Here is a 20,032-nt window from a genome sequence, read left to right on the forward strand (position 1 = left end):
TCAAAGCCTTATGGGGCGGTATCCCCGGGCAACATCAAAAAGGATATGTCATGCGTCCCTCTGGCCGGAAACTCGATGAAATGCGCGCCGTCTCGATCGAGACAGGTTTCACCAAACATGCCGAAGGGTCGGCCCTGATCAAAATGGGCGATACCCATGTGCTCTGCACCGCAACGATCGAAGACCGCGTGCCGCCCTTCATCAAAGGCTCCGGTCTGGGCTGGGTCACCGCGGAATATGGCATGTTGCCTCGCGCCACCAATACGCGGATGCGCCGTGAAGCTGCATCAGGCAAGCAAGGGGGCCGCACGGTCGAGATCCAGCGCCTGATCGGGCGCGCCCTGCGTGCCGGCGTTGACCGTTCCGCTTTGGGCGAGCGTCAGATCACCGTCGATTGTGACGTGCTGCAAGCCGATGGCGGCACCCGCTGCGCGTCGATCACCGGCGGTTGGATCGCGCTGCGTCTGGCGGTGAACAAGCTGATGAAAGCGGGCGATGTCGTCTCTGACCCGCTGGTCGATCCGGTCGCGGCGGTAAGCTGCGGCATCTACGCAGGCCAGCCGGTGCTCGATCTCGACTACCCCGAGGATTCCGAGGCGGGCGTCGATGGCAACTTCATCATGACCGGTTCCGGCAAGCTGATCGAAGTGCAGATGAGCGCCGAAGGCTCTACCTACACGCGCGATCAGATGAACCAGCTGATGGACCTGGCCGAGAAAGGGGTCGGCGAACTGGCCTCCATCCAAAAATCGGTTACCGCATGACCCGCAAGTTCACTGAAAATCGCATTCTCATCGCCACCCACAACGCGGGCAAACTGGCTGAAATGCGTCAACTCTTCGCCCCCCACGGGGTCGAGGTGGTCGGCGCGGCAGAGATGAACCTGCCTGAACCGGAAGAGACTGAGACAACTTTCGTCGGCAATGCCCGCATCAAAGCCCATGCCGCCGCAAAGGCGACCGGCCTGCCCGCGCTCGCCGACGATTCCGGCATCGAGGTCGAAGCACTCGACAATGCGCCCGGCGTCTATACCGCCGATTGGGCCGAAACGGAGAATGGCCGCGACTTTGTCATGGCCATGACCAAGACGCGCAACCTACTGGAAGAAAAGAACGCCCCCCACCCCCGCCGTGCCCGTTTCTGCGCGACGCTGGTACTGGCATGGCCCGATGGTCATGATGAAGTCTTCGCGGGCAAGGTAAACGGCACGTTGGTTTGGCCGATGCGCGGCGAACAGGGTCACGGCTATGACCCGATGTTTCAACCTGATGGCCATGAGGTCACCTTTGCCGAAATGGACGCCGAGCAAAAGAACAGCATCAGCCACCGCGCCGATGCCTTTGCGAAACTGATTGCGGGCTGTTTTGGCTGAAGATTGGCAACAGGGCGGCTTCGGCCTTTATATCCATTGGCCATTTTGCGAGGCGAAATGTCCCTATTGCGACTTTAACAGCCACGTTAGCCGCCAGATCGACCAAGCCGCTTGGCGGGATGCCTATCTTGCCGAGCTTCAGCGCGCTGCGGATGAGACACCGGGCCGCGTACTTAATGCGGTCTTCTTCGGCGGCGGCACGCCCAGTCTGATGGATCCCGATGTCGTTGCAGACATCATCAGCGCGATCCGGCGCCATTGGCCTACGGCGAACGATCTGGAAATCACCCTCGAAGCCAATCCCGGCTCGGTCGAAGCCGGGCGCTTCGCCGCCTATCGGCAGGCTGGTGTGTCCCGCGTGTCGATGGGCATTCAGGCGCTGAACGATCCCGATCTCAAACGTTTGGGCCGCCTGCATTCGGCGAAAGAAGCGATGACTGCTTTTGACATCGCCCGTAATACCTTCGACCGTGTGAGCTTCGATCTGATATACGGGCGGCAAGACCAATCCGCCGCGGATTGGGAAGCCGAGTTAAAACAGGCTTTATCACTCGCGATAGACCATATTTCACTCTATCAGCTTACGATCGAACAGGGCACCGCCTTTGGCGATCGCTACGCCCGTGGGAAACTACGCGGCCTGCCCGACGAGGATCTCGGCGCGGATATGTTCACCCTGACCCAGGACATTTGCAATGACATGGGTATGCCCGCTTACGAGGTGTCGAACCACGCCCGGGATGGCGCCCAATCGCGTCACAACCTGATCTATTGGCGCTATGGTGACTATATCGGCATCGGTCCCGGCGCCCATGGGCGGCTGACGCTAAACGGTGTGAAACTCGCGACGGTTGCCTATAGCAATCCACAGCGGTGGCTCGACGGTGTCGCAAAAGGCGAAGCGGAGAAACCCCGAACCGCCCTGAGCCGTAGCGAACAGGCGACCGAGTTTCTCCTCATGGGCTTGCGCCTTAAAGAAGGCGTCGACCTCGCCCGCTACGCCGACATTGCCGGGCATGAAATTGACGACAAAGCCGTCAAACACCTGCAAGAGATCGGCATGGCAACACGGGTGAAAGACAGATTAATCGTTTCAGATCAGGGCGTGATACTCTTAAACGCCGTGATCGAAACGCTTCTGCCTTAAGATCCACCCAGCAAGCGGCAAATCTCATCCAACTGGTCAAGCGTGGTATAGTGCAAGGTCACCTTACCTGCTTCCTGACCCGGTTTGTGGTCCAAACTGACCTTCATACCCAGGTTCGCTGACAGATCACCTTCAAGAGCCTGGGTATCGGCATCTTTCTCTGGACGCTGCGAGAGACGCTCTTTATTTACCATATTACCGCGCTCGCCGGCCTGATCTTTCTTGACCAAAGCCTCGGTTGCGCGGACGGAAAGACCGCCCTTAATGACCTGTTGCGCAAGTTTCAGCGGATCCTTCGCTGGAATCAGTGCCCGCGCATGGCCCGCGCTCAACTCATTCTGGCGCACCATCTCCTGGACCGGATCTGGCAGGTTCAAAAGACGCAATAGGTTCGCAATATGGCTCCGGCTTTTGCCGAGCGCTTCGGCCATCTTTTCCTGGGTATGGCCAAACTTATCCATCAACTGACGATAGCCTGCCGCCTCTTCGACCGAGTTCAGATCTGCCCGCTGAATGTTCTCGATGATCGCAACTTCGAGCACCTCGACATCGGTGAACTCGCGCACGATCACCGGAAGGCTATGGACCTTCGCAATCTGCGAGGCCCGCCAACGCCGCTCGCCTGCGACAATCTCGAAATTGCCATCGGCCAGCGCACGAACGATCAGGGGCTGAATGACCCCCTTTTCTTTGATCGAGGCCGCAAGATCGTCAAGGTGCTCTTGCTCAAATCGCTTACGCGGCTGGTCCGGGTTCGGTTTGATCCGCTCGATCGGAACGAACTGCTCCGCCGCCGCGGCCCCCTTGGCGGCCACGCTCTCTGTCTCCGCTACATCCGCCATCAGGGCCGAAAGCCCCCGGCCGAGGCCCCGTTTCCGCTCTTGTTTGTCTGCCATACTGCCACCTTATTAACCATTGTTTCTTGTCAGCTCCGCCGCCAAATCGCGGTAGGCTTGTGCCCCTTTCGATGTGGGATCATAACTCAATACGGGCATGGCGAAGCTCGGTGCTTCGCTCACCCGAACATTACGCGGGATAACGGTCTGGAACACCAACTCACCGAGGTTCGCCCGCGCGTCATTCTCAACCTGTTGCGAGAGATTGTTACGGCGATCATACATAGTAAGAAGAACGCCCTCAATCCGCAGGTCTTTATTCCCACTCTGCCGAACCTCTCGTATCGTCAACATAAGCTGAGAGAGCCCCTCCAGCGCGAAAAACTCGCTCTGCAAGGGCACGAGAACAGAATGTGCCGCGATCATCGCGTTTACAGTCAACAGGTTCAATGACGGAGGACAGTCGATTAGAATATAGTCAAATTGAAACGCGTCCATCTGCGTCTGTCGTAATGCATCATGCAACAGAAAGCTTCTTTTCTCATTGGAAAAGAGTTCAATATCCGCAGAACTTAGATCAACCGTCGCCGGAACGATTAGCAATCCATCCGTCTCTGTACGCTGAATTACGTCCTGCGGCAGGCTATCGTCCAGCAGCAGATCGTAGGTCGTAAATTCGCGGTCTTCGACTTCGATGCCCAGCCCCGTAGAAGCATTGCCTTGCGGGTCGAGGTCAACCACCAATATGCGCTTACCCGCCTCAGCAAGTGCGGCTGAAAGATTGATCGTTGTCGTCGTTTTCCCGACGCCACCCTTCTGATTCGCGATTGCGATAATTTTAGGTCCAGATGGACGGGAAAGGTCAGACACGGGCGATATCCTTAATCTTTAGAATGGCAGCCTCGGGATTGGTCTGGGAGGGTACCGATTCGAGGCCGTAAGTCCAATTCCGCCGCGCCTCTTCTTCCTCCCGCTGCCAACTCTGACCTTTCGGAAAAAGGGCGGTACCTTCGGGCTTGAGATGCAATTCGGCGAACCCTAAGAGCTTTGTCAAATCAGCCAAGGCACGCGCTGACAGGACATCTGCATTGAGGCTTTTTATTCCCTCAATCCGCTCATTCTTTACAGAGGCCTCTAGCTTCAGCTCTCGAATGGCAGTCCGTAGGAATGCGCATTTCCGCTGGTCACTCTCCACCAAAGTAACGTGGAAATGTCGTTCCTCTTGGTTGAGGATCGAAACGACAATTCCGGGAAACCCCCCGCCGCTACCGAGGTCTACCCACACGCCGCTGCCTTCGGCAAGCTTGAAGACCTGAACGGAATCTACAATGTGACGCGTCCAAAGGTCGCCCAAGCTACTCTTGGAAACCAAGTTTATCCTCGGGTTCCATTTCCGAACAAGCTCCGCAAAGGCTTCGAGCTTTTCAAATGTTTCACGTGAAACATCGAGTTTACTCAATTCGCTCATGCTGTCTTCTTCCCGGCGCCTCTTTTAACCCGGGCCAGAATTAATGTGAGCGCAGCGGGCGTCATTCCATCGACACGTGCTGCCTGAGCCATTGTCTCGGGACGTGCAGCTGCGATTTTAGATTTCAATTCGTTTGAAAGCCCCGAAAGCGCCTCAAAGGAGAAGTCGGCCGGAATGCGTACATTCTCGTCTTTTTTCAACAGATCAATCTCCTTCTGCTGCCTTACGATGTAGGTCGCATAGAGGGCATCACGCTCGAGCTGACGTCGAACCTCAGCCGGGGTATCGCTTAAATCGGGATCGAGCGTGAGCAGGTCTTCGAACTGAACTTCAGGGAATGCCAATACCTGATAGCCATTCCGCTTTGAACCGTCTTGATTGACATTGATCCCAGCGTTTGCAAGCTCTTTGGGCGTGTACTCCCTACTCTGCAGTCGTGTTTTCAGGGCACTTAGACATGAAGTTTTCTCTTCAAAGAGCTGCCGGCGAGATTTAGAAACGCAACCCAACTTGATCGCAAGGGGTGTGAGACGCTGGTCAGCATTATCCGCCCGGAGTGACAAGCGGAACTCAGCGCGTGACGTAAACATCCGGTAGGGCTCTGTGACCCCACGCGTCGTCAGATCGTCGATCATGACGCCGATATAGCTCTCGGACCTAGTGAAGGTTACCGGGTCTCGACCCTGAGCATGAAGCGCTGCATTCAGGCCAGCGACCAGCCCCTGCGCTGCGGCTTCTTCATAGCCGGTGGTGCCGTTGATCTGCCCTGCGAGATACAGGCCGGGAACTGTACGGACCGCAAGGGTCGATGCAAGCGCCCGCGGGTCGATATAGTCATATTCGATCGCGTAGCCAGGTTGCAAAATGACTGCGTTTTCAAGGCCGACCATGCTCCGAACATAGGCTTCTTGTACGTCCGCTGGAAGGGAAGTCGAAATACCATTGGGATAGACCGTATGGTCATCCGCACCTTCAGGTTCCAAAAATACCTGGTGCGAGTCTTTATCCGCAAATCGCACGACTTTGTCTTCGATAGAAGGACAGTACCGCGGGCCTATGCCGTCAATGTGTCCGCCATACATCGCAGACCGTTCGAGATTTTCTCGGATAATCTGGTGGGTTTTTTCGTTGGTATGCGTAATGCCGCAGACGACTTGGGGTGCGGATACCCTATCAGATAGGAATGAAAACAAGACGGGATCATCATCGCCCGGCTGTTCTTCTAGAATATCCCAGTTGATCGTTCGCCCATCAAGACGCGGGGGCGTGCCAGTTTTCAACCTACCCATCGGAAGGTTGAAGGAGTCGATGCGTTCGGCCAGTTTAACCGAGGCTTTATCGCCCATGCGGCCGCCTTGCTGCGACCTATCTCCGATATGAATGACGCCCCGGAGGAATGTGCCTGTCGTGAGAACCACCGAGGGTGCGGTAATGGATGAACCGTCAGCCAAGACTACGCCTGTAACGTTATCACCATCCATCTCAAAATCGACGACCTCGCCCTCAATGATATCGAGGTCAGATTGCGCTTCAATCTCGCGCAGCATTTCTTTGCGATAAATCTTCCGATCAGCCTGCGCACGCGGTCCCTGCACAGCCGGACCTTTCCGACGGTTTAATAGACGGAATTGAATGCCCGCTTTATCTGCGACGCGCCCCATGACGCCATCCATCGCGTCAATTTCTCGGACCAAGTGACCCTTCCCCAGTCCTCCGATTGCAGGATTGCAGGACATGACGCCGATTCCATCACGACTCATGGTGACGAGCGCCGTTCGTGCTCCTAGCCGCGCCGAGGCATGGGCCGCCTCTGCGCCGGCATGGCCGCCGCCGATCACGATCACATCAAAATGTTTCACGTGAAACACTCCATCATTTACCTACGCAAAAGCTGGTGAAGATTTCATCCAGCAGGTTCTCGACGTCTATGCGGCCAACTAGAGTTTCTAATGCCCGGATTGCAAATCGAAGCTCCGCGGCAGCCAAATCATAGAAATCCGGTCCACGAGTCAGGATAACATCTACTTCGGCCAAACACGAGACGGCTTGCTGCAAAGCGACGCGATGCCGCTCATGGGTGGCCAATCCGATGGTTGAACTGCGTTCCGAGAGCGTAGATTGGATGCGGTCAATAAGGTCTGACACGCCCTGCCCGGTCTTCCCTGAGATACCGTTCGCGACAATACCAAGGAGATCTGCCTTGGGCTGCAGAACGATATCCCCCTCCTTCGGCGTAAGGACCAGCGTCTCATCTGCTGCGGCAAGAAAGACCCGCAGATCCGCCGCTTCGGCGCGTTCGATTGCGCGCTCGATCCCGATGGTTTCGACTATATCTTCGCTCTCTCGGAGGCCCGCCGTATCCAACAGGGTGACCGGCAGCCCGCCGAGGTCCATCCGAACTTCGATTACATCGCGGGTGGTGCCCGCGATTTCGGAGGTAATCGCCGCGTCGCGCCCGGCGAGCGCATTCAAGAGCGTCGATTTACCCGCATTTGGTGCGCCGATGATGGCGACTTCAAAGCCATTTCGAACCCGTTCGGCGACATAGGTGCCTTGCGCTTCTGCCCGCAATGCCTTGCCGACCTTCGAGAGCAGCGCCGTCACTTCGGGGGTGACATCGACGGGCACTTCTTCATCCGCGAAGTCGATCGTGGCTTCCAGAAGCGCAGCGGCGCGGATCAGGTCTTTCCGCCATTCTTCGACGCGCGCGCCAAGGTGGCCTGACAATACGCGAAGCGCTTGCTTTCGCTGCGCTTCTGTTTCGGCCTCAATGAGATCTGCCAGCCCTTCAACCTGCGCGAGATCAAGCTTTTCATTCTCCAGCGCGCGGCGGGTGAATTCCCCCGCTTCTGCCATCCGAGCTTCGGGAAAGGTCGACAGCAACGAAAGGATCGCCCGCATCACGGCAATGGAGCCATGCAGTTGAAATTCGACAACATCTTCGCCAGTGAAGGAGTTCGGCCCGGGGAAACTGAGGACCAGCGCTTGGTCGATCACCTCTCCGCCCGTGCCGCGGAGATTACGCAACACGCTTTCGCGCCCTTCAGGGCGTTTCCCGGTAATATCTTGCGCGATCACGAAGGCCTGCGGGCCGGAAATGCGGACTACCGCAACCCCGGCACGGCCCGGCGCTGACGCTTGGGCGAATATCGTGTCCATATTTCACTAACCTATTGTTATTATTTAATAACTCAGGTGTTCATGGAGTCGAAGAAGTCAGAGTTCGACTTGGTTTGCTTGAGCTTGCCGAGCAGGAATTCGATGGCGTCGGTGGTGCCCATCGGGTTGAGGATGCGGCGCAGGACGAAGGTTTTTTGAAGGTCCACCTTGTCGACCAAAAGATCCTCTTTCCGGGTGCCGGACTTGAGGATGTCGATCGCCGGGAAGACGCGCTTGTCGGCGATCTTGCGGTCGAGAACGATCTCGGAGTTGCCGGTGCCCTTGAACTCTTCAAAGATCACCTCGTCCATGCGGCTGCCGGTGTCGATCAGCGCGGTGGCGATGATGGTGAGCGATCCACCCTCTTCGATGTTCCGCGCGGCACCGAAGAAACGTTTGGGGCGCTGCAGGGCGTTGGCGTCGACACCGCCGGTCAGAACCTTGCCCGAAGACGGGACCACGGTGTTGAAGGCGCGGCCGAGACGGGTGATCGAATCAAGCAGGATGACAACGTCGCGCTTGTGTTCCACAAGACGCTTGGCTTTTTCGATGACCATCTCGGAAACGGCGACGTGACGGGTTGCCGGCTCGTCGAAGGTGGAAGAGACGACCTCCCCTTTCACCGAACGCTGCATGTCGGTCACTTCCTCGGGGCGTTCGTCGATCAAAAGCACGATCAGGTAACACTCAGGGTGGTTCTTCTCGATGCTGTTGGCGATGTTCTGCAACAGCACGGTCTTACCAGTGCGCGGCGGGGCGACAATCAGCGAACGCTGACCCTTACCGATGGGAGAGACCAGATCGATGATCCGCGCCGAGCGGTCCTTGATCGTGGGGTCGTCGACCTCCATCGTCAGGCGCTCGTCGGGGTAAAGCGGCGTGAGGTTCTCGAAGGCGACCTTGTGGCGCGCCTTCTCGGGCGCCTCGAAGTTGATCTTGGTCACTTCGGTCAGCGCGAAATAGCGTTCGGTGTCGTCGGGCGCTTTGATCAGCCCCTCGATGGTGTCCCCGGTGCGCAGCGACCATTTGCGGATCATGTCGGGCGAAACGTAGATGTCATCGGGGCCCGGCAGGTAGTTCGCCTCCGGAGAGCGCAGAAAACCGAATCCGTCTTGCAGCACTTCCAAGACACCGTCGCCCGAGATCTCCCAACCGTCATCCGCACGTTCGCGGAGAATCTGGAACATCATCTCGCCTTTACGCATGGTCGAGGCGTTTTCGATCTCCAGCTCTTCGGCCATGGCGAGCAGGTTTTTCGGCGTCTGCGCCTTGAGATCAGCGAGGTTCAGCGTTTCGGTTGTCATTGAGCATCCTGTTCAGCCGCAGCAGAATGCGGGCTGGTCGATCATTTGAATGTGGCAAGCAGAAACCGCCCCGGACGGGACAGTGGCGCAGATATAGGCGGCCGCAACGCTTGAGTCAATTGCCTCAGAATTTCACGACCACGGAGAAGACGATCACGATCATCAGCAGCGTCGGCACCTCGTTCAAAAGCCGGAACTGGCGGCCCGTGACGGTGCTCTTGCCGCTTTCAACGGATTTGACCTGTTTTTTCAGCCAAACATGGAAAACCGTCATGGCGATGACACTGGCGCCCTTGGTCCACGGCCAGACCATCGTCCAATCCACGATTCCGGGCGTCAGAACGAGGGCGAGGCCGAATACCCATGTCGCCATCATCGCGGGCCGCATAATGAACTGAGCGAGCTTGAATTCCATCATCGAGAAGGTCTCGTGCAACCGCCCGGCGGAACCTGCCTGTTCGACATGATGCACGAAAAGCCGCGGCAGGTAGAAGAGCGCAGCCATCCAACTGATGACCGACACGATATGGAGCGCTTTAATCCATGGATAAGCGAGGCTGAGAAGATCGAACATGGGGAAGGCTCCGGTGTGCGTGCTTCTTTCTTAATAAATAAGAAAAGAGAAAAGATGTAGTTGATTGTAGGGCGTCTGAATCCTGTGGATTAATGATTTATACCGCCGCTTATCAACAGGTGAACAAACTTCACGGCCCCCTGTGGATAAACCGGCCTCGATCTGCGAAAGTTAAATTTTCTCAAGATCTTGCTGGCGTATTTTCCGGGGGACAAAATGTATCAAAGCGGGGATAACCGGTGAAGTCTCGTGGTTATACGCACAAGCGGCTTATCCCTATTCATCGGGGTGGGAATCGGCGACAAAAACCGCGACTCGGGGCGAGATCTGCGGGCTTGTGCTGTCAACTTTTATCTCGCAGAACAAATCCTCAAGATTTGCGCCAGATCATCACAGGGTTATCCACATGCCGCAGAAAATCATCCTCGCCTCCGGCTCGGAGATCCGGGCGCAGCTCTTGGCGCAGGCCGCGATCCCGCATGAGGTGATCCCCGCGAAGATCGACGAAGAGATGATAGCCGCCGCGCTACGCGCCGAAGAGGCCAAGCCGCGCGACATCGCCGATACCTTGGCCGAGATGAAAGCCCGTAAGGTGAGCGAGCGGCACCCCGGCGCCTTGGTTCTGGGCTGCGATCAGGTGTTGGAGCATCGCGGAGAGATGCTGCACAAGCCGCAAGACCGGGGCGAGGCGATTGCGCAGCTTCACCGGCTGCGCGGGGATAGGCACTCGCTGCTCTCTGCCGCGGTGCTTTATGAAGACGGTGAGCCGCTCTGGCGGCATGTCGGTCAAGTGCGGCTGCGCATGCGTGAGGCCAGCGATGCCTATATAGAAGACTACGTCGCGCGAAACTGGGAGAGCATTCGCCACGCAGTGGGCTGTTACAAGCTTGAAGAGGAAGGCGTGCGACTCTTCACCCAGATCGAGGGGGATTACTTTCACGTCCTCGGTATGCCATTTCTTGAATTGCTGAATTACCTGACGCTGCGCGGAGATCTCACGACATGAGCCTGCCCAAAATCCCCCTTGCCGGTGTGATCGGATCGCCCATCGCGCATTCCAAATCCCCGCAGTTGCATCGCCATTGGCTAGAGACCTATGGCATCGCCGGGCATTATGTGCCGCTTGATGTCGCCCCCGATGATCTGGAAGAAGTGCTGAGAACGCTGCCCAAGATGGGCTTTGTCGGGGTGAACCTGACGATCCCCCATAAAGAAGCGGTGATGGAGATCGCGGATCTCATCACCGACCGCGCCACTCTGATCGGCGCGGCCAATACCTTGATCTTTCGCGCCGATGGCAAGATTCACGCGGACAATACGGATGGCTACGGTTTCATCGAAAACCTCAAGGCCGGTGCGCCGGAGTGGGATCCGAAGGCCGGTCCGGCGGCTGTTTTGGGCGCGGGTGGCGCGGCACGGGCGGTTGTCTCGTCGCTTTTGGACGCGGGCGTGCCTGAGATCTGCCTGTCAAACCGCACCCGCGTGCGGGCGGAGCAGTTGCAGCGCGATTTTGGCGGCAGGGTCAAGGTTGTCGATTGGGTGCAGGCGGGCAATATGATTGATCACGCCACTTTGTTGGTGAACACCACCTCCCTTGGCATGATCGGCAAAGGCGCCTTGCGGGTGCCGCTGGATGGGCTGCGCCCCGGCACCGTGGTCACGGATCTCGTCTATGCCCCGCTGCGCACCCATCTGCTTGAAACGGCTGAGGATATGGGCTGCGTTACGGTCGACGGGCTGGGCATGTTGTTGCATCAGGCGGTTCCGGCGTTCGAGCGTTGGTTCGGCCAGCGGCCCGAGGTCGACCGCGCCACGCGGACGGCGGTGCTGCGCTGATGTTTCTCCTCGGGCTCACCGGCTCCATCGGCATGGGCAAATCGACCACGGCAAAGTTGTTCGCCGCGGAAGGCTGCGCCGTTTGGGATGCGGATGCGGCGGTGCACCGGCTTTACGCCCCGGGCGGGGCTGCCGTCGCGCCGATGCAGGCGGCTTTTCCGCAAGCGATCGAGGGCGGCGGCGTCTCTCGTGCCGCGCTGAAAGAGATCATCGCCGCCGATCCGACCGCCCTGCCCCGGATCGAGGCCATCGTTCATCCGCTGGTGGGAGAGGACCGCGCGGCCTTCCTCGCGGAAGCCGAGAGCGACATCGCCGTTCTCGACATCCCGCTGCTGTTCGAGACCGGCGGCGAGGCGGCGATGGATGCCGTGGTCTGCGTGACGATCCCGGCAGAGGTGCAGCGCGACCGCGTGCTTGCGCGCGGCACGATGACCGAGGCCCAGTTCGACGCCATCCGCGCCAAGCAGATGCCCGCCGAAGAGAAGTGCGCCCGCTCGGACTATGTGATAGTGACCGACACGCTCAACCATGCCCGCGCGCAGGTGCGGGCGGTGATCCGCGACATCAGGGAAAGGCTGCGCCATGCGTGAAATCGTGCTCGATACCGAAACCACTGGCTTTGACCCCGAAAGCGGCGACCGTATCGTCGAGATCGGCGCAGTCGAGCTGATGAATCATATGGCCACGGGCGAGACCTATCACCAGTACATCAACCCCGAACGCTCGATGCCCGAGGAAGCCTTTCAGGTGCACGGGCTTGGCGATGACTTTCTGCGCGACAAGCCCAAGTTCGCGCAGATCGGGCGCGCTTTCCTCGATTTCATCGGGGATTCAAAGCTGATCATCCACAACGCCGCTTTCGACATCAAATTCCTCAATGCCGAGTTGCGCTGGATGGGGCTGCCGCAGATCCCGTGGGAACAGGCGCTCGACACGCTTGAAATCGCGCGCAAACGTTTTCCGGGCTCGCCTGCTTCGCTCGATGCGCTGTGTCGACGTTTCGGCATTGATAACACCTCGCGGACGCTGCACGGCGCCCTGCTCGACAGTGAGATCTTGGCCGAAGTCTATTTGGAACTGATCGGGGGGCGGCAGCCGGATTTCGCGCTGTCCTCGGCGCCAGAGCGCAAGACGGGCGAGCCTGACACGCGCTGGATGCCGAAACCGCGGCCCACGCCCCTGCCCTCGCGTCTGACCGAGGCCGAAGCCGCCGCCCATGCCGAATTTGTCGGCAAGCTGGGCGACGACGCGCTGTGGAAACAGCTGGGCTGACGCTTAGGCGTCGGCTTTGGGTGGGTTCTCGGCCTGACGACGCGCGACCTCGTTGCGGTAGAGCGACAGGAAGTCGATGTTTTCAAGGTTCAGCGGCGGGAAGCCGCCATCGCGGGTCACGTCGCTGACGATGCGGCGCAGGAAGGGGAAGATCATGCGCGGGCATTCGATCAGCAGATAGGGGTGCATCTGCTCTTCCGGCACGTTTTCGACTTGGAAGATACCGACATAGTCGATCTCCAGCACGAAAAGCGTCGCGTCGCCGTCTTTCGCCTTGGAGGTGATGTTCAGCTTGATCGCGGTTTCATACTGGTTCTCGCCCGAACGCTTTTTGGCGTCGAGGTTGACCTGAACCTGCACGTCGGGCTGCACATCCGCCGGGGCACCCTTCTGCGCCATGATGTTTTCGAACGACATATCGCGGATGAACTGGCCCAGCACGCGCATCTGCGGTTGCTTGGGTTGTGCGGTTTCGTTTTCTGCCATTTTCTGTGTCCTGTTGTGGTGAATTTCTTAAATCTACCCGGACTTAACAGGTCGGCACGGGCCGCTCAATCCTTAGTCCAGCCCGAGGGGCCCTTGCTCTGGCGCGGCTGTTCGGGGATCTCGTAAAAATCCCCGTCGATCACGTCACCGCGCGGATCGCCCCGGCGTTGCGGACCGGGCCGCGGCCCCATGCCGCCCGGGGTGCCAAAGCTTTGGACCTTTACCCGGTCGCGGATGGCGCGATAGGCGGCGGCGCGGAAGCGCGGCACCAGAAAGGCGAAGCCTACAGCGTCGGTAAAGAACCCCGGCGTGAGCAGCAGCGCGCCGGAAAACAGGATCATCGCGCCATGCACCAAAGGCTCGGTCGGGTCGCGCAGATCATTGAAAGAACTGCGCAATTGGCCAAGCGCCAGTGCGCCCTGAGACCGCACCAACCATGTGCCCAGAATGGCGGTCAAAACCACCACGGCCAGCGTCCAGCCAAGGCCGATGGCGCCACCGACTTGGATGAAAAGCGTGATCTCGATCAGAGGCACGGCGATAAATGCGATCAATAGCCACATGCGGCAGAGTCCTTTCGCTGGGGGCAGAGTGGACTTGCCCCGGTCGAACACCTACATAAGAGCTTAACTCGCATGTTTCCATGCCACCCCTGAATGAGGTTTCGATGAATTCTCCCCTGATACAGCTTCTGGTGCTTGCCGGTATCGCCGTATTCCTGATCCTGCGACTGAAAAACGTGCTTGGCACGCGTGAGGGTTTTGAAAAGCCCCCGGTCACCGATCAAACGCCAAGCGCGCGCAGCGGCCCCGCGTTCGAAGTGATCGAAGGTGGTCCGGATCTCGATATCACCGACCATGTTCCCGAAGACAGCCCCTCGGGCAAGGCCTTGGTCGAGATGAAGCGGGTCGAGCCGTCCTTTGGCGTCAGCGATTTCCTGCAAGGCGCGCGCGGCGCCTATGAGATGATCGTCATGGGCTATGAGCGGGGTGATCTGGCGGAAATTCAACCGTTTCTGGCCGACGACGTTTATGAAAGTTTTGTTGATGGCGTCGCCGCGCGGGAGGACCAAGGTCTGACGATCGACGCGAATTTCATCGGCGTGCGCGAAATGGAACTGATCGACGCCAAGATGGACGAAACCACGAAAGAAGCGGAGCTTACCATCCGTTTTGTGGGCGAGCTGACCTCGGAGGTTCGCAACCGCGAGGGCGAGGTTATCGAGGGTAGCAGCACCGAAATCAAACGCCAAAAAGATACATGGGTTTTTGCCCGTGTCATGGGCTCGGACGATCCGAATTGGCTGTTGGTTTCCACAGACGGGTAGCGCGTGCGCTTGGCGCTCTTGCGCTGTTGGGCGGTGTGTCGATGAACACGCCGTCCGCAGCAGAGGTGCATTATACCGTCATGGATTTCGACCAGCTTGAGGGCTGGGCCGAAGATGACCACGCCGCCGCCTTCGAGGTTTTCACCAGCACCTGCGGCGACATGAAAGATGTCGATTGGCGCGCGCTTTGCAAGCTGGCCAAAGACGGCCCCGACCCCCGGCAGTTTTTCGAATTGTTCTTTCGCCCTGTTCTGATGGAAGACGGCAAAGACGCGCTTTTCACCGGCTATTTCGAGCCTGAGTTGGACGGCGATCTCTACCCCTCTGCCCGGTTTCAATACCCCATCTACGCCATGCCCCCCGAGGCCGAAGAGATCCGCCCCTGGCTCACCAGACGCGAGATCCTAGATGGTGACGTGATGCGCGACCGCGGCCTCGAGATCGCTTGGGTCGATGACCCGGTTGAGCTTTTCTTTCTGCAGATTCAAGGCTCTGGCCGTATTCGCCTGCCCGATGGCAGCTACCTGCGCGTGGGCTACCGGGGCGCGAATGGCCATGATTACCGCTCTGTCGGGGTCGAATTGGTGCGGCGCGGGGTCTATGAGGCGCATCAGGTCAGCGCCGATGTCATCAAGAATTGGGTGCGCCGCAACCCCGAAGATGGCCGCGAATTGCTCTATTACAACCCGTCATACGTCTTTTTCCGCGAAGTCAGCCGGGTGCCTGCCGACAAGGGGCCGCTGGGGGCGATGAACCGGTCCATCACCGCCATGCGCAGCATCGCGGTGGACCCGTCGCATGTGCCGCTCGGCGCGCCGGTCTGGATCGAGAAGGACGGAAAGAAACCCCTGCGGCGTTTGATGGTCGCACAGGATACAGGCTCGGCCATCAAGGGGGCGCAGCGTGCGGATGTGTTTTTTGGCACCGGTGACAAAGCGGGCCGCGCGGCGGGCCGTCTGCGCGATCCGGGGCGGATGATGGTCTTGATGCCCATTCAACGCGCCTATGCTTTCCTGCCCGAGAGCGCGATATGAAACGCCGCCGCTTGAACGAAGACGATCTCGAACTTTGGCGCCGGGTGACCGAGCGGACCGAGAAGCTGGAGCTGAACAAGCTGTTCACGCCTGAGATTGACGCCCGCGCCCCTGCCCCGCCGCAGGTCCGGCGCGCCAAGATCGTGCTGCAGGGCAACAAGCCGCAGGCCAACATGAAAAAGCGCAGCAACGACCTGCGCCCGACATTGGCCGAGCAGATGAAAGCCGCCCCGGTTCAGATGGACCACAAGGCTTACGGCAAGCTCAAACGCGGCAAGCTGCGCCCCGAGGGCCGGATCGACCTGCACGGCATGACCCTCGACCGGGCGCATCCGGCGCTCAACGGTTTCATTATGGATGCCCATGCCCGGGGCAAACGGCTGGTGCTGGTGATCACCGGCAAGGGCAAGCGGCGCGATGATGGTGGCCCGATCCCCGTGCGCGATGGCGTGCTGCGCCATCAGGTGCCGCAGTGGCTGTCGATGCCACCGCTGAGCAGTCTTGTGCTACAGGTCGCGCAGGCCCATGTCAGCCACGGCGGCGGCGGGGCCTATTACGTCTACCTGCGGCGCAACCGTTAACCGCGCAGCAGCGGTTTGTAGCGCGCAATCGCCCATGCGGCCAGACCTGCGGCAATCAGATAATAAAGCGCGATGGGCAGCATCTGCTGCGGAAAATCGACGCCGAGGTCGATGAACAGCCCCGTGACCCCCGGCCCGATGGCCGAACCAAAGACCATGAGCGCCGCCGCCACCGCCTTGATCGACCCCACATGGCGGGTGCCGAAATACTCGGCCCAGAAGGCCGCCGGCGCGGTAGATTGCATCCCCTGCCCTATGCCGAAAATCACCAAGCCGATCCCGGCCATCCAAAGCGTGTCGGCATAGGCGAGCACCGCGAATGACAGGGCAAAGGGCAGCATCATCACCGGCACCACGCGGCTGACGCCAAAACGGTCGATCGCCCAGCCCGAGAGGAAGGTCGAGGCCACCGCCGAGATTGTGTAGACCGGCATCAAAGCCACGAATTCAACCAAGGCCCATCCCTTCACTTGGGTCAGATGCACCTGCTGAAAGAACAGAGCCGTGCCCCAAGCCGCGGGGCCGATGGCCAACGGGATGATCATCCAGAACAGGCCCGAGCGGAACATCTCGGCCCGGGTCCAATGCCGCCCTCTCATGCCTGCGCGCTGCGCCTGATCGGCCATGCTTTGCGGGGTACGCTCTTGCCGCAGCAGCATCAGGAGCACCGGGATCGTCAGAAGCACCAGCACCGCGGCCAGCACCCAAAGGCTGCGCCAGTGAAAGCTGGCGAAAAGCGCGACGAAGATCACCGGCAGAAATGCCTGCCCGGCGGCAAAACCCATTGAAGAAAGCGACAGCGCCTTGCCACGCGAGGCTTCGAACCAGCGCACCATCGCGACCTGTCCAAGCTGAGACATCATCCCCTGCCCGGTCAGCCGCAAGGCGTAGATGACAAAGATCAGCGCAAGCCAGTTCGGCACCGCCGCCATCGCCACACAGGCCCCCGCCAGCGCCAGCATCACGCCAAGGGCCAGCACCCGCACGCGAAAGCGGTCTGTCAGCACCCCGGCCCAGACCATGGTGATGGCCGATAGCGTGGTGCCAATGGTATAGATGCCGCCCCATTGGCCGTCGCTGAGGCCAAAGTCGCCCTTCACCGCGCCCGCGAAGAGCGAGATGAAATAGGTTTGCCCATAGGACGAGGTGAAGGTCAGCAGGAAACCGGCCAGTAGAAACAGCCAGTTGCGCCGCAGAAACGAGAGGTACGCCATGCCCCTTTCATCGCCGGGGCATGGAGGAAAGGAAAGCCCTAAAGAACGTAGCGGCTGAGATCGGTAGAGCGGGTCAACTCGCCAAGGTTCTTTTCGACGAAATCGGCATCGACGGTGATCTCTTGCCCCGACCGGTCCGGCGCGTCGAATGAGACTTCTTCGAAGACCCGTTCCATCACGGTATAAAGTCGCCGCGCGCCGATGTTCTCGACCGAGGTGTTGACCTCTGCCGCGATCTTGGCCAGTGCCGCGATGCCCTCTTCGGTGAAGGTGACGGTCAGTTCCTCGGTCCCCATCAGGGCGGTATACTGCCGCGTCAGCGCATTGTCGGTCTCGGTCAGGATGCGGACGAAATCATCTTCGGTCAGCGCCCGCAGTTCGACGCGGATCGGCAGTCGGCCCTGCAATTCGGGCAAAAGATCCGAAGGCTTGGCGATATGGAACGCGCCCGAGGCGATAAATAGGATATGGTCGGTCTTCACCGGGCCATATTTCGTCGAAACGACGGTGCCTTCGATCAGCGGCAGCAGGTCGCGCTGCACCCCTTCACGTGAAACATCGCCGCCGCGCGCATCGGAACGGGCGCAGACCTTGTCGATCTCATCAAGGAAGACGATGCCGTTTTGCTCTACCGCTTCCACGGCGGCGCGGTTCACGGCTTCGTCGTCGAGCAGTTTGTCGGCCTCCTCGCCCACCAGCACGTCATAGCTATCGGCCACGGCCATGCGTTTCTTGGTGGTGCGCCCGCCCATGGCTTTGCCAAAGAGATCGCCGAGGTTCATCATCCCCATGCCCTGCTGGCCGGGAATATCCATCATCGGGAAGGGGCTGGAGGTATCGGCGACCTCAAGCTCGATCATCGTGTCGTCAAGCTCGCCCGCGCGCAGTTTCTTGCGGAACATCTCGCGCGTGCCGTTGCGGGCATCGGTGCCGGCGATGGCGTCGATGACGCGGTCCTCGGCGGCCTGTTCGGCCTTGGCTTTGACGTCCTCACGCATGAACTCGCGGGTCATGGCGATGGAACTGTCCACCAGATCGCGGATGATCTGTTCCACATCACGGCCGACATAGCCGACTTCGGTGAATTTCGTCGCTTCAATCTTGATGAAAGGCGCGCGGGCGAGCTTCGCCAGACGACGGCTGATCTCGGTCTTGCCGACACCGGTGGGGCCGATCATCAGGATGTTCTTGGGGTAGACTTCGTCGCGTAGGTCATCGCTCAATTGTTTGCGGCGCCAGCGGTTGCGCAGGGCCACGGCCACGGCACGTTTGGCGTCGTTCTGGCCGATGATATAGCGGTCCAGTTCGGATACGATCTCGCGGGGGGTCAGGTCGGTCATGCGGTGATTTTCTCCACGGTGAGTTTGCCGTTGGTGTAGACGCAGATGTCGGCGGCGATCGCCATGGCATCACGAGCGATGGTTTCGGCGTCCCGGTCGCTGTCCATCATGCCGCGCGCGGCGGCGAGGGCATAGTTGCCACCCGATCCGATGGCTGCGACCTCGTGTTCCGGCTCCAGCACATCGCCCGCGCCGGTGATGACCAGCAGGTCTTTGCCGTCGGTCACGATCAGCATCGCTTCGAGCTTTTGCAGGTATTTATCGGTGCGCCAGTCCTTGGCCAATTCGACACTGGCACGGGCCAATTGACCCGGTGTCGCTTCCAATTTGGCCTCCAGCCGCTCCAGCAGGGTAAAGGCATCCGCCGTGGAGCCCGCAAACCCCGCCACCACGTCATAGCCGCCGGGGCTGAGCTTGCGCACCTTGCGCGCGGTGCCTTTGATCACGGTCTGGCCAAGGCTGACCTGTCCGTCACCGGCAATCACCACTTCGCCGCCTTTCTTGACGCCAATGATCGTGGTCCCGTGCCAACCGGGGAAATCGTCGTTCTGTGCCATGGGGCCTCCTGTCGCTTGGCGCTCTATATGGCCCCCGTGGCAGTGCAGGACAAGGGCAGCGCCAGTTGCGCGCGAGGCAGGCGCACTGTTGATGACGCAGGGGCACCCCTAGCCTGAAGTGGCCAGAGGCTTGACCCCAATGAAAAGGGCGCCCCGCAGGACGCCCGTTTTCGGAACTCAGTGCCTAAGGCCTTGGCCTTAGATGGATTCTTCGATCCAGCTTTGCAGCGCTGCCTTGGGGCGCGCACCGGCGAGGTTGGACACGACCTGCCCGTCCTTGAAGATGAACAGCGCCGGGATACCGCGCACGCCGACTTGTGCGGGCGAGTTCGGGTTTTCGTCGACGTTGACTTTGACGATCTTCACGCGACCGTTCATTTCATCCGACAGCTCTTCCAGCGAAGGGCCGATCTGTTTGCACGGGCCGCACCATTCGGCCCAGAAATCGACCAGAACCGGAATGTCCGAATTTTTGACTTCGGCGTCGAAAGTGTCGTCGGTGACTGCGACGGTTGCCATGATGCT

23 protein-coding genes are annotated in these 20,032 nt (G+C 59.5%); 10 read left to right on the forward strand and 13 right to left on the reverse strand.

From position 1 onward, the window contains the following. The first annotated feature begins 50 nt into the window (after positions 1 to 50). The 3 genes from rph to hemW are packed head-to-tail and all read left to right on the forward strand — an operon-like array spanning position 51 to position 2,519. On the forward strand, positions 51 to 764 hold the full coding sequence (rph, locus tag ACGYK7_RS01165; RefSeq protein ID WP_394398236.1) for a ribonuclease PH: 714 nt from the start codon (positions 51 to 53) through the stop codon (positions 762 to 764). Next, positions 761 to 1,372 carry an RdgB/HAM1 family non-canonical purine NTP pyrophosphatase gene (gene rdgB / locus ACGYK7_RS01170; RefSeq protein WP_271688631.1) on the forward strand — a complete coding sequence of 204 codons (612 nt, stop codon included), beginning with the start codon at positions 761 to 763 and terminating at the stop codon, positions 1,370 to 1,372. The genes rph and rdgB overlap by 4 nt, the downstream gene beginning before the upstream one ends. Beyond that, positions 1,365 to 2,519: a radical SAM family heme chaperone HemW gene (hemW, locus tag ACGYK7_RS01175; protein WP_394398238.1), complete on the forward strand. Its 1,155-nt coding sequence runs from the start codon at positions 1,365 to 1,367 to the stop codon at positions 2,517 to 2,519. Before rdgB ends, hemW begins: the two co-directional genes overlap by 8 nt. On the opposite strand, the gene ACGYK7_RS01180 is transcribed toward hemW, so the two are convergent. The 7 genes from ACGYK7_RS01180 to ACGYK7_RS01210 all read right to left on the reverse strand — a co-directional run bounded on the left by ACGYK7_RS01180 (position 2,516) and on the right by ACGYK7_RS01210 (position 9,860). Beyond that, positions 2,516 to 3,415 carry a ParB/RepB/Spo0J family partition protein gene (locus tag ACGYK7_RS01180; protein ID WP_067267864.1) on the reverse strand — a complete coding sequence of 300 codons (900 nt, stop codon included), beginning with the start codon at positions 3,413 to 3,415 and terminating at the stop codon, positions 2,516 to 2,518. The genes hemW and ACGYK7_RS01180 overlap by 4 nt on opposite strands. A 12-nt stretch (positions 3,416 to 3,427) precedes the next feature. Continuing rightward, the gene (locus tag ACGYK7_RS01185) at positions 3,428 to 4,225 is read right to left on the reverse strand and encodes a ParA family protein (RefSeq protein ID WP_394398240.1); all 798 of its coding nucleotides are present in this window, start codon (positions 4,223 to 4,225) and stop codon (positions 3,428 to 3,430) included. Beyond that, positions 4,218 to 4,823, reverse strand: coding sequence for a 16S rRNA (guanine(527)-N(7))-methyltransferase RsmG (gene rsmG, locus ACGYK7_RS01190; protein WP_394398242.1), 606 nt, complete (start codon positions 4,821 to 4,823; stop codon positions 4,218 to 4,220). Before rsmG ends, ACGYK7_RS01185 begins: the two co-directional genes overlap by 8 nt. Next, positions 4,820 to 6,691 (reverse strand): tRNA uridine-5-carboxymethylaminomethyl(34) synthesis enzyme MnmG, encoded by a 1,872-nt coding sequence (mnmG, locus tag ACGYK7_RS01195; RefSeq protein ID WP_394398244.1) that lies wholly within the window; start codon positions 6,689 to 6,691, stop codon positions 4,820 to 4,822. Before mnmG ends, rsmG begins: the two co-directional genes overlap by 4 nt. 4 nt (positions 6,692 to 6,695) lie before the next feature. After that, positions 6,696 to 7,982, reverse strand: a complete 1,287-nt coding sequence (mnmE, locus tag ACGYK7_RS01200; RefSeq protein WP_394398246.1) for a tRNA uridine-5-carboxymethylaminomethyl(34) synthesis GTPase MnmE — start codon at positions 7,980 to 7,982, stop codon at positions 6,696 to 6,698. A gap of 32 nt (positions 7,983 to 8,014) precedes the next feature. After that, positions 8,015 to 9,286 carry a transcription termination factor Rho gene (rho, locus tag ACGYK7_RS01205; RefSeq protein ID WP_067267859.1) on the reverse strand — a complete coding sequence of 424 codons (1,272 nt, stop codon included), beginning with the start codon at positions 9,284 to 9,286 and terminating at the stop codon, positions 8,015 to 8,017. Between the two features lie 124 nt (positions 9,287 to 9,410). After that, entirely contained in the window at positions 9,411 to 9,860 is a 450-nt protein-coding gene (locus ACGYK7_RS01210) for a CopD family protein (RefSeq protein ID WP_394398248.1), read from the reverse strand. A 406-nt stretch (positions 9,861 to 10,266) separates the two neighbouring features. On the opposite strand from ACGYK7_RS01210, the gene ACGYK7_RS01215 reads away from it, so the two are divergent. The 4 genes from ACGYK7_RS01215 to dnaQ are packed head-to-tail and all read left to right on the forward strand — an operon-like array spanning position 10,267 to position 12,968. Continuing rightward, a complete protein-coding gene (locus ACGYK7_RS01215; protein ID WP_394398249.1) occupies positions 10,267 to 10,866 on the forward strand; it encodes a Maf family protein in 600 nt (199 codons plus the stop codon). After that, positions 10,863 to 11,696 (forward strand): shikimate dehydrogenase, encoded by an 834-nt coding sequence (locus tag ACGYK7_RS01220; RefSeq protein ID WP_394398250.1) that lies wholly within the window; start codon positions 10,863 to 10,865, stop codon positions 11,694 to 11,696. Before ACGYK7_RS01215 ends, ACGYK7_RS01220 begins: the two co-directional genes overlap by 4 nt. Then, entirely contained in the window at positions 11,696 to 12,286 is a 591-nt protein-coding gene (coaE, locus tag ACGYK7_RS01225; protein ID WP_394398251.1) for a dephospho-CoA kinase, read from the forward strand. Before ACGYK7_RS01220 ends, coaE begins: the two co-directional genes overlap by 1 nt. Continuing rightward, entirely contained in the window at positions 12,279 to 12,968 is a 690-nt protein-coding gene (gene dnaQ, locus ACGYK7_RS01230; RefSeq protein WP_394398253.1) for a DNA polymerase III subunit epsilon, read from the forward strand. The genes coaE and dnaQ overlap by 8 nt, the downstream gene beginning before the upstream one ends. A 3-nt stretch (positions 12,969 to 12,971) precedes the next feature. On the opposite strand, the gene secB is transcribed toward dnaQ, so the two are convergent. Then, complete coding sequence (secB, locus tag ACGYK7_RS01235; RefSeq protein ID WP_067267736.1) at positions 12,972 to 13,454, reverse strand: protein-export chaperone SecB; 483 nt, start codon at positions 13,452 to 13,454, stop codon at positions 12,972 to 12,974. 65 nt (positions 13,455 to 13,519) lie between these two features. Then, on the reverse strand, positions 13,520 to 14,017 hold the full coding sequence (locus tag ACGYK7_RS01240; protein WP_394398255.1) for an FxsA family protein: 498 nt from the start codon (positions 14,015 to 14,017) through the stop codon (positions 13,520 to 13,522). A 104-nt stretch (positions 14,018 to 14,121) separates the two neighbouring features. On the opposite strand from ACGYK7_RS01240, the gene ACGYK7_RS01245 reads away from it, so the two are divergent. The 3 genes from ACGYK7_RS01245 to ACGYK7_RS01255 are packed head-to-tail and all read left to right on the forward strand — an operon-like array spanning position 14,122 to position 16,396. Continuing rightward, complete coding sequence (locus tag ACGYK7_RS01245) at positions 14,122 to 14,781, forward strand: Tim44/TimA family putative adaptor protein (protein WP_394398257.1); 660 nt, start codon at positions 14,122 to 14,124, stop codon at positions 14,779 to 14,781. A 41-nt stretch (positions 14,782 to 14,822) separates the two neighbouring features. Further along, a complete protein-coding gene (locus ACGYK7_RS01250; protein ID WP_394398259.1) occupies positions 14,823 to 15,815 on the forward strand; it encodes a murein transglycosylase A in 993 nt (330 codons plus the stop codon). Further along, on the forward strand, positions 15,812 to 16,396 hold the full coding sequence (locus tag ACGYK7_RS01255) for a Smr/MutS family protein (protein WP_394398261.1): 585 nt from the start codon (positions 15,812 to 15,814) through the stop codon (positions 16,394 to 16,396). The genes ACGYK7_RS01250 and ACGYK7_RS01255 overlap by 4 nt, the downstream gene beginning before the upstream one ends. On the opposite strand, the gene ACGYK7_RS01260 is transcribed toward ACGYK7_RS01255, so the two are convergent. The 4 genes from ACGYK7_RS01260 to trxA form a co-directional block, all read right to left on the reverse strand. Beyond that, the gene (locus ACGYK7_RS01260; protein ID WP_394398263.1) at positions 16,393 to 17,610 is read right to left on the reverse strand and encodes an MFS transporter; all 1,218 of its coding nucleotides are present in this window, start codon (positions 17,608 to 17,610) and stop codon (positions 16,393 to 16,395) included. The genes ACGYK7_RS01255 and ACGYK7_RS01260 overlap by 4 nt on opposite strands. A gap of 38 nt (positions 17,611 to 17,648) precedes the next feature. Beyond that, positions 17,649 to 18,950, reverse strand: a complete 1,302-nt coding sequence (gene hslU / locus ACGYK7_RS01265; protein ID WP_394398265.1) for an ATP-dependent protease ATPase subunit HslU — start codon at positions 18,948 to 18,950, stop codon at positions 17,649 to 17,651. Continuing rightward, complete coding sequence (gene hslV / locus ACGYK7_RS01270) at positions 18,947 to 19,507, reverse strand: ATP-dependent protease subunit HslV (protein WP_067623712.1); 561 nt, start codon at positions 19,505 to 19,507, stop codon at positions 18,947 to 18,949. Before hslV ends, hslU begins: the two co-directional genes overlap by 4 nt. A gap of 198 nt (positions 19,508 to 19,705) precedes the next feature. Further along, positions 19,706 to 20,026 carry a thioredoxin gene (gene trxA / locus ACGYK7_RS01275; protein WP_007118424.1) on the reverse strand — a complete coding sequence of 107 codons (321 nt, stop codon included), beginning with the start codon at positions 20,024 to 20,026 and terminating at the stop codon, positions 19,706 to 19,708. Positions 20,027 to 20,032: the final 6 nt, after the last annotated feature.

Origin of the sequence: Sulfitobacter sp. 1A15299, assembly GCF_043556915.1 — a bacterium.
In the GTDB taxonomy this organism is placed as follows: Bacteria; Pseudomonadota; Alphaproteobacteria; order Rhodobacterales; family Rhodobacteraceae; genus Sulfitobacter.

Bases quoted from the DNA above. Each gene is read 5' to 3' on its own strand.
- rph (WP_394398236.1), top strand. From the start codon at position 51: ATGCGTCCCTCTGGCCGGAAACTCGATGAAATGCGCGCCGTCTCGATC.
- rdgB (WP_271688631.1), top strand. From the start codon at position 761: ATGACCCGCAAGTTCACTGAAAATCGCATTCTCATCGCCACCCACAAC.
- ACGYK7_RS01180 (WP_067267864.1), bottom strand. From the start codon at position 3,415: ATGGCAGACAAACAAGAGCGGAAACGGGGCCTCGGCCGGGGGCTTTCG.
- rsmG (WP_394398242.1), bottom strand. From the start codon at position 4,823: ATGAGCGAATTGAGTAAACTCGATGTTTCACGTGAAACATTTGAAAAG.
- mnmE (WP_394398246.1), bottom strand. From the start codon at position 7,982: ATGGACACGATATTCGCCCAAGCGTCAGCGCCGGGCCGTGCCGGGGTT.
- rho (WP_067267859.1), bottom strand. From the start codon at position 9,286: ATGACAACCGAAACGCTGAACCTCGCTGATCTCAAGGCGCAGACGCCG.
- ACGYK7_RS01210 (WP_394398248.1), bottom strand. From the start codon at position 9,860: ATGTTCGATCTTCTCAGCCTCGCTTATCCATGGATTAAAGCGCTCCAT.
- ACGYK7_RS01215 (WP_394398249.1), top strand. From the start codon at position 10,267: ATGCCGCAGAAAATCATCCTCGCCTCCGGCTCGGAGATCCGGGCGCAG.
- ACGYK7_RS01220 (WP_394398250.1), top strand. From the start codon at position 10,863: ATGAGCCTGCCCAAAATCCCCCTTGCCGGTGTGATCGGATCGCCCATC.
- coaE (WP_394398251.1), top strand. From the start codon at position 11,696: ATGTTTCTCCTCGGGCTCACCGGCTCCATCGGCATGGGCAAATCGACC.
- dnaQ (WP_394398253.1), top strand. From the start codon at position 12,279: ATGCGTGAAATCGTGCTCGATACCGAAACCACTGGCTTTGACCCCGAA.
- secB (WP_067267736.1), bottom strand. From the start codon at position 13,454: ATGGCAGAAAACGAAACCGCACAACCCAAGCAACCGCAGATGCGCGTG.
- ACGYK7_RS01240 (WP_394398255.1), bottom strand. From the start codon at position 14,017: ATGTGGCTATTGATCGCATTTATCGCCGTGCCTCTGATCGAGATCACG.
- ACGYK7_RS01245 (WP_394398257.1), top strand. From the start codon at position 14,122: ATGAATTCTCCCCTGATACAGCTTCTGGTGCTTGCCGGTATCGCCGTA.
- ACGYK7_RS01250 (WP_394398259.1), top strand. From the start codon at position 14,823: ATGAACACGCCGTCCGCAGCAGAGGTGCATTATACCGTCATGGATTTC.
- ACGYK7_RS01255 (WP_394398261.1), top strand. From the start codon at position 15,812: ATGAAACGCCGCCGCTTGAACGAAGACGATCTCGAACTTTGGCGCCGG.
- ACGYK7_RS01260 (WP_394398263.1), bottom strand. From the start codon at position 17,610: ATGGCGTACCTCTCGTTTCTGCGGCGCAACTGGCTGTTTCTACTGGCC.
- hslU (WP_394398265.1), bottom strand. From the start codon at position 18,950: ATGACCGACCTGACCCCCCGCGAGATCGTATCCGAACTGGACCGCTAT.
- hslV (WP_067623712.1), bottom strand. From the start codon at position 19,507: ATGGCACAGAACGACGATTTCCCCGGTTGGCACGGGACCACGATCATT.
- trxA (WP_007118424.1), bottom strand. From the start codon at position 20,026: ATGGCAACCGTCGCAGTCACCGACGACACTTTCGACGCCGAAGTCAAA.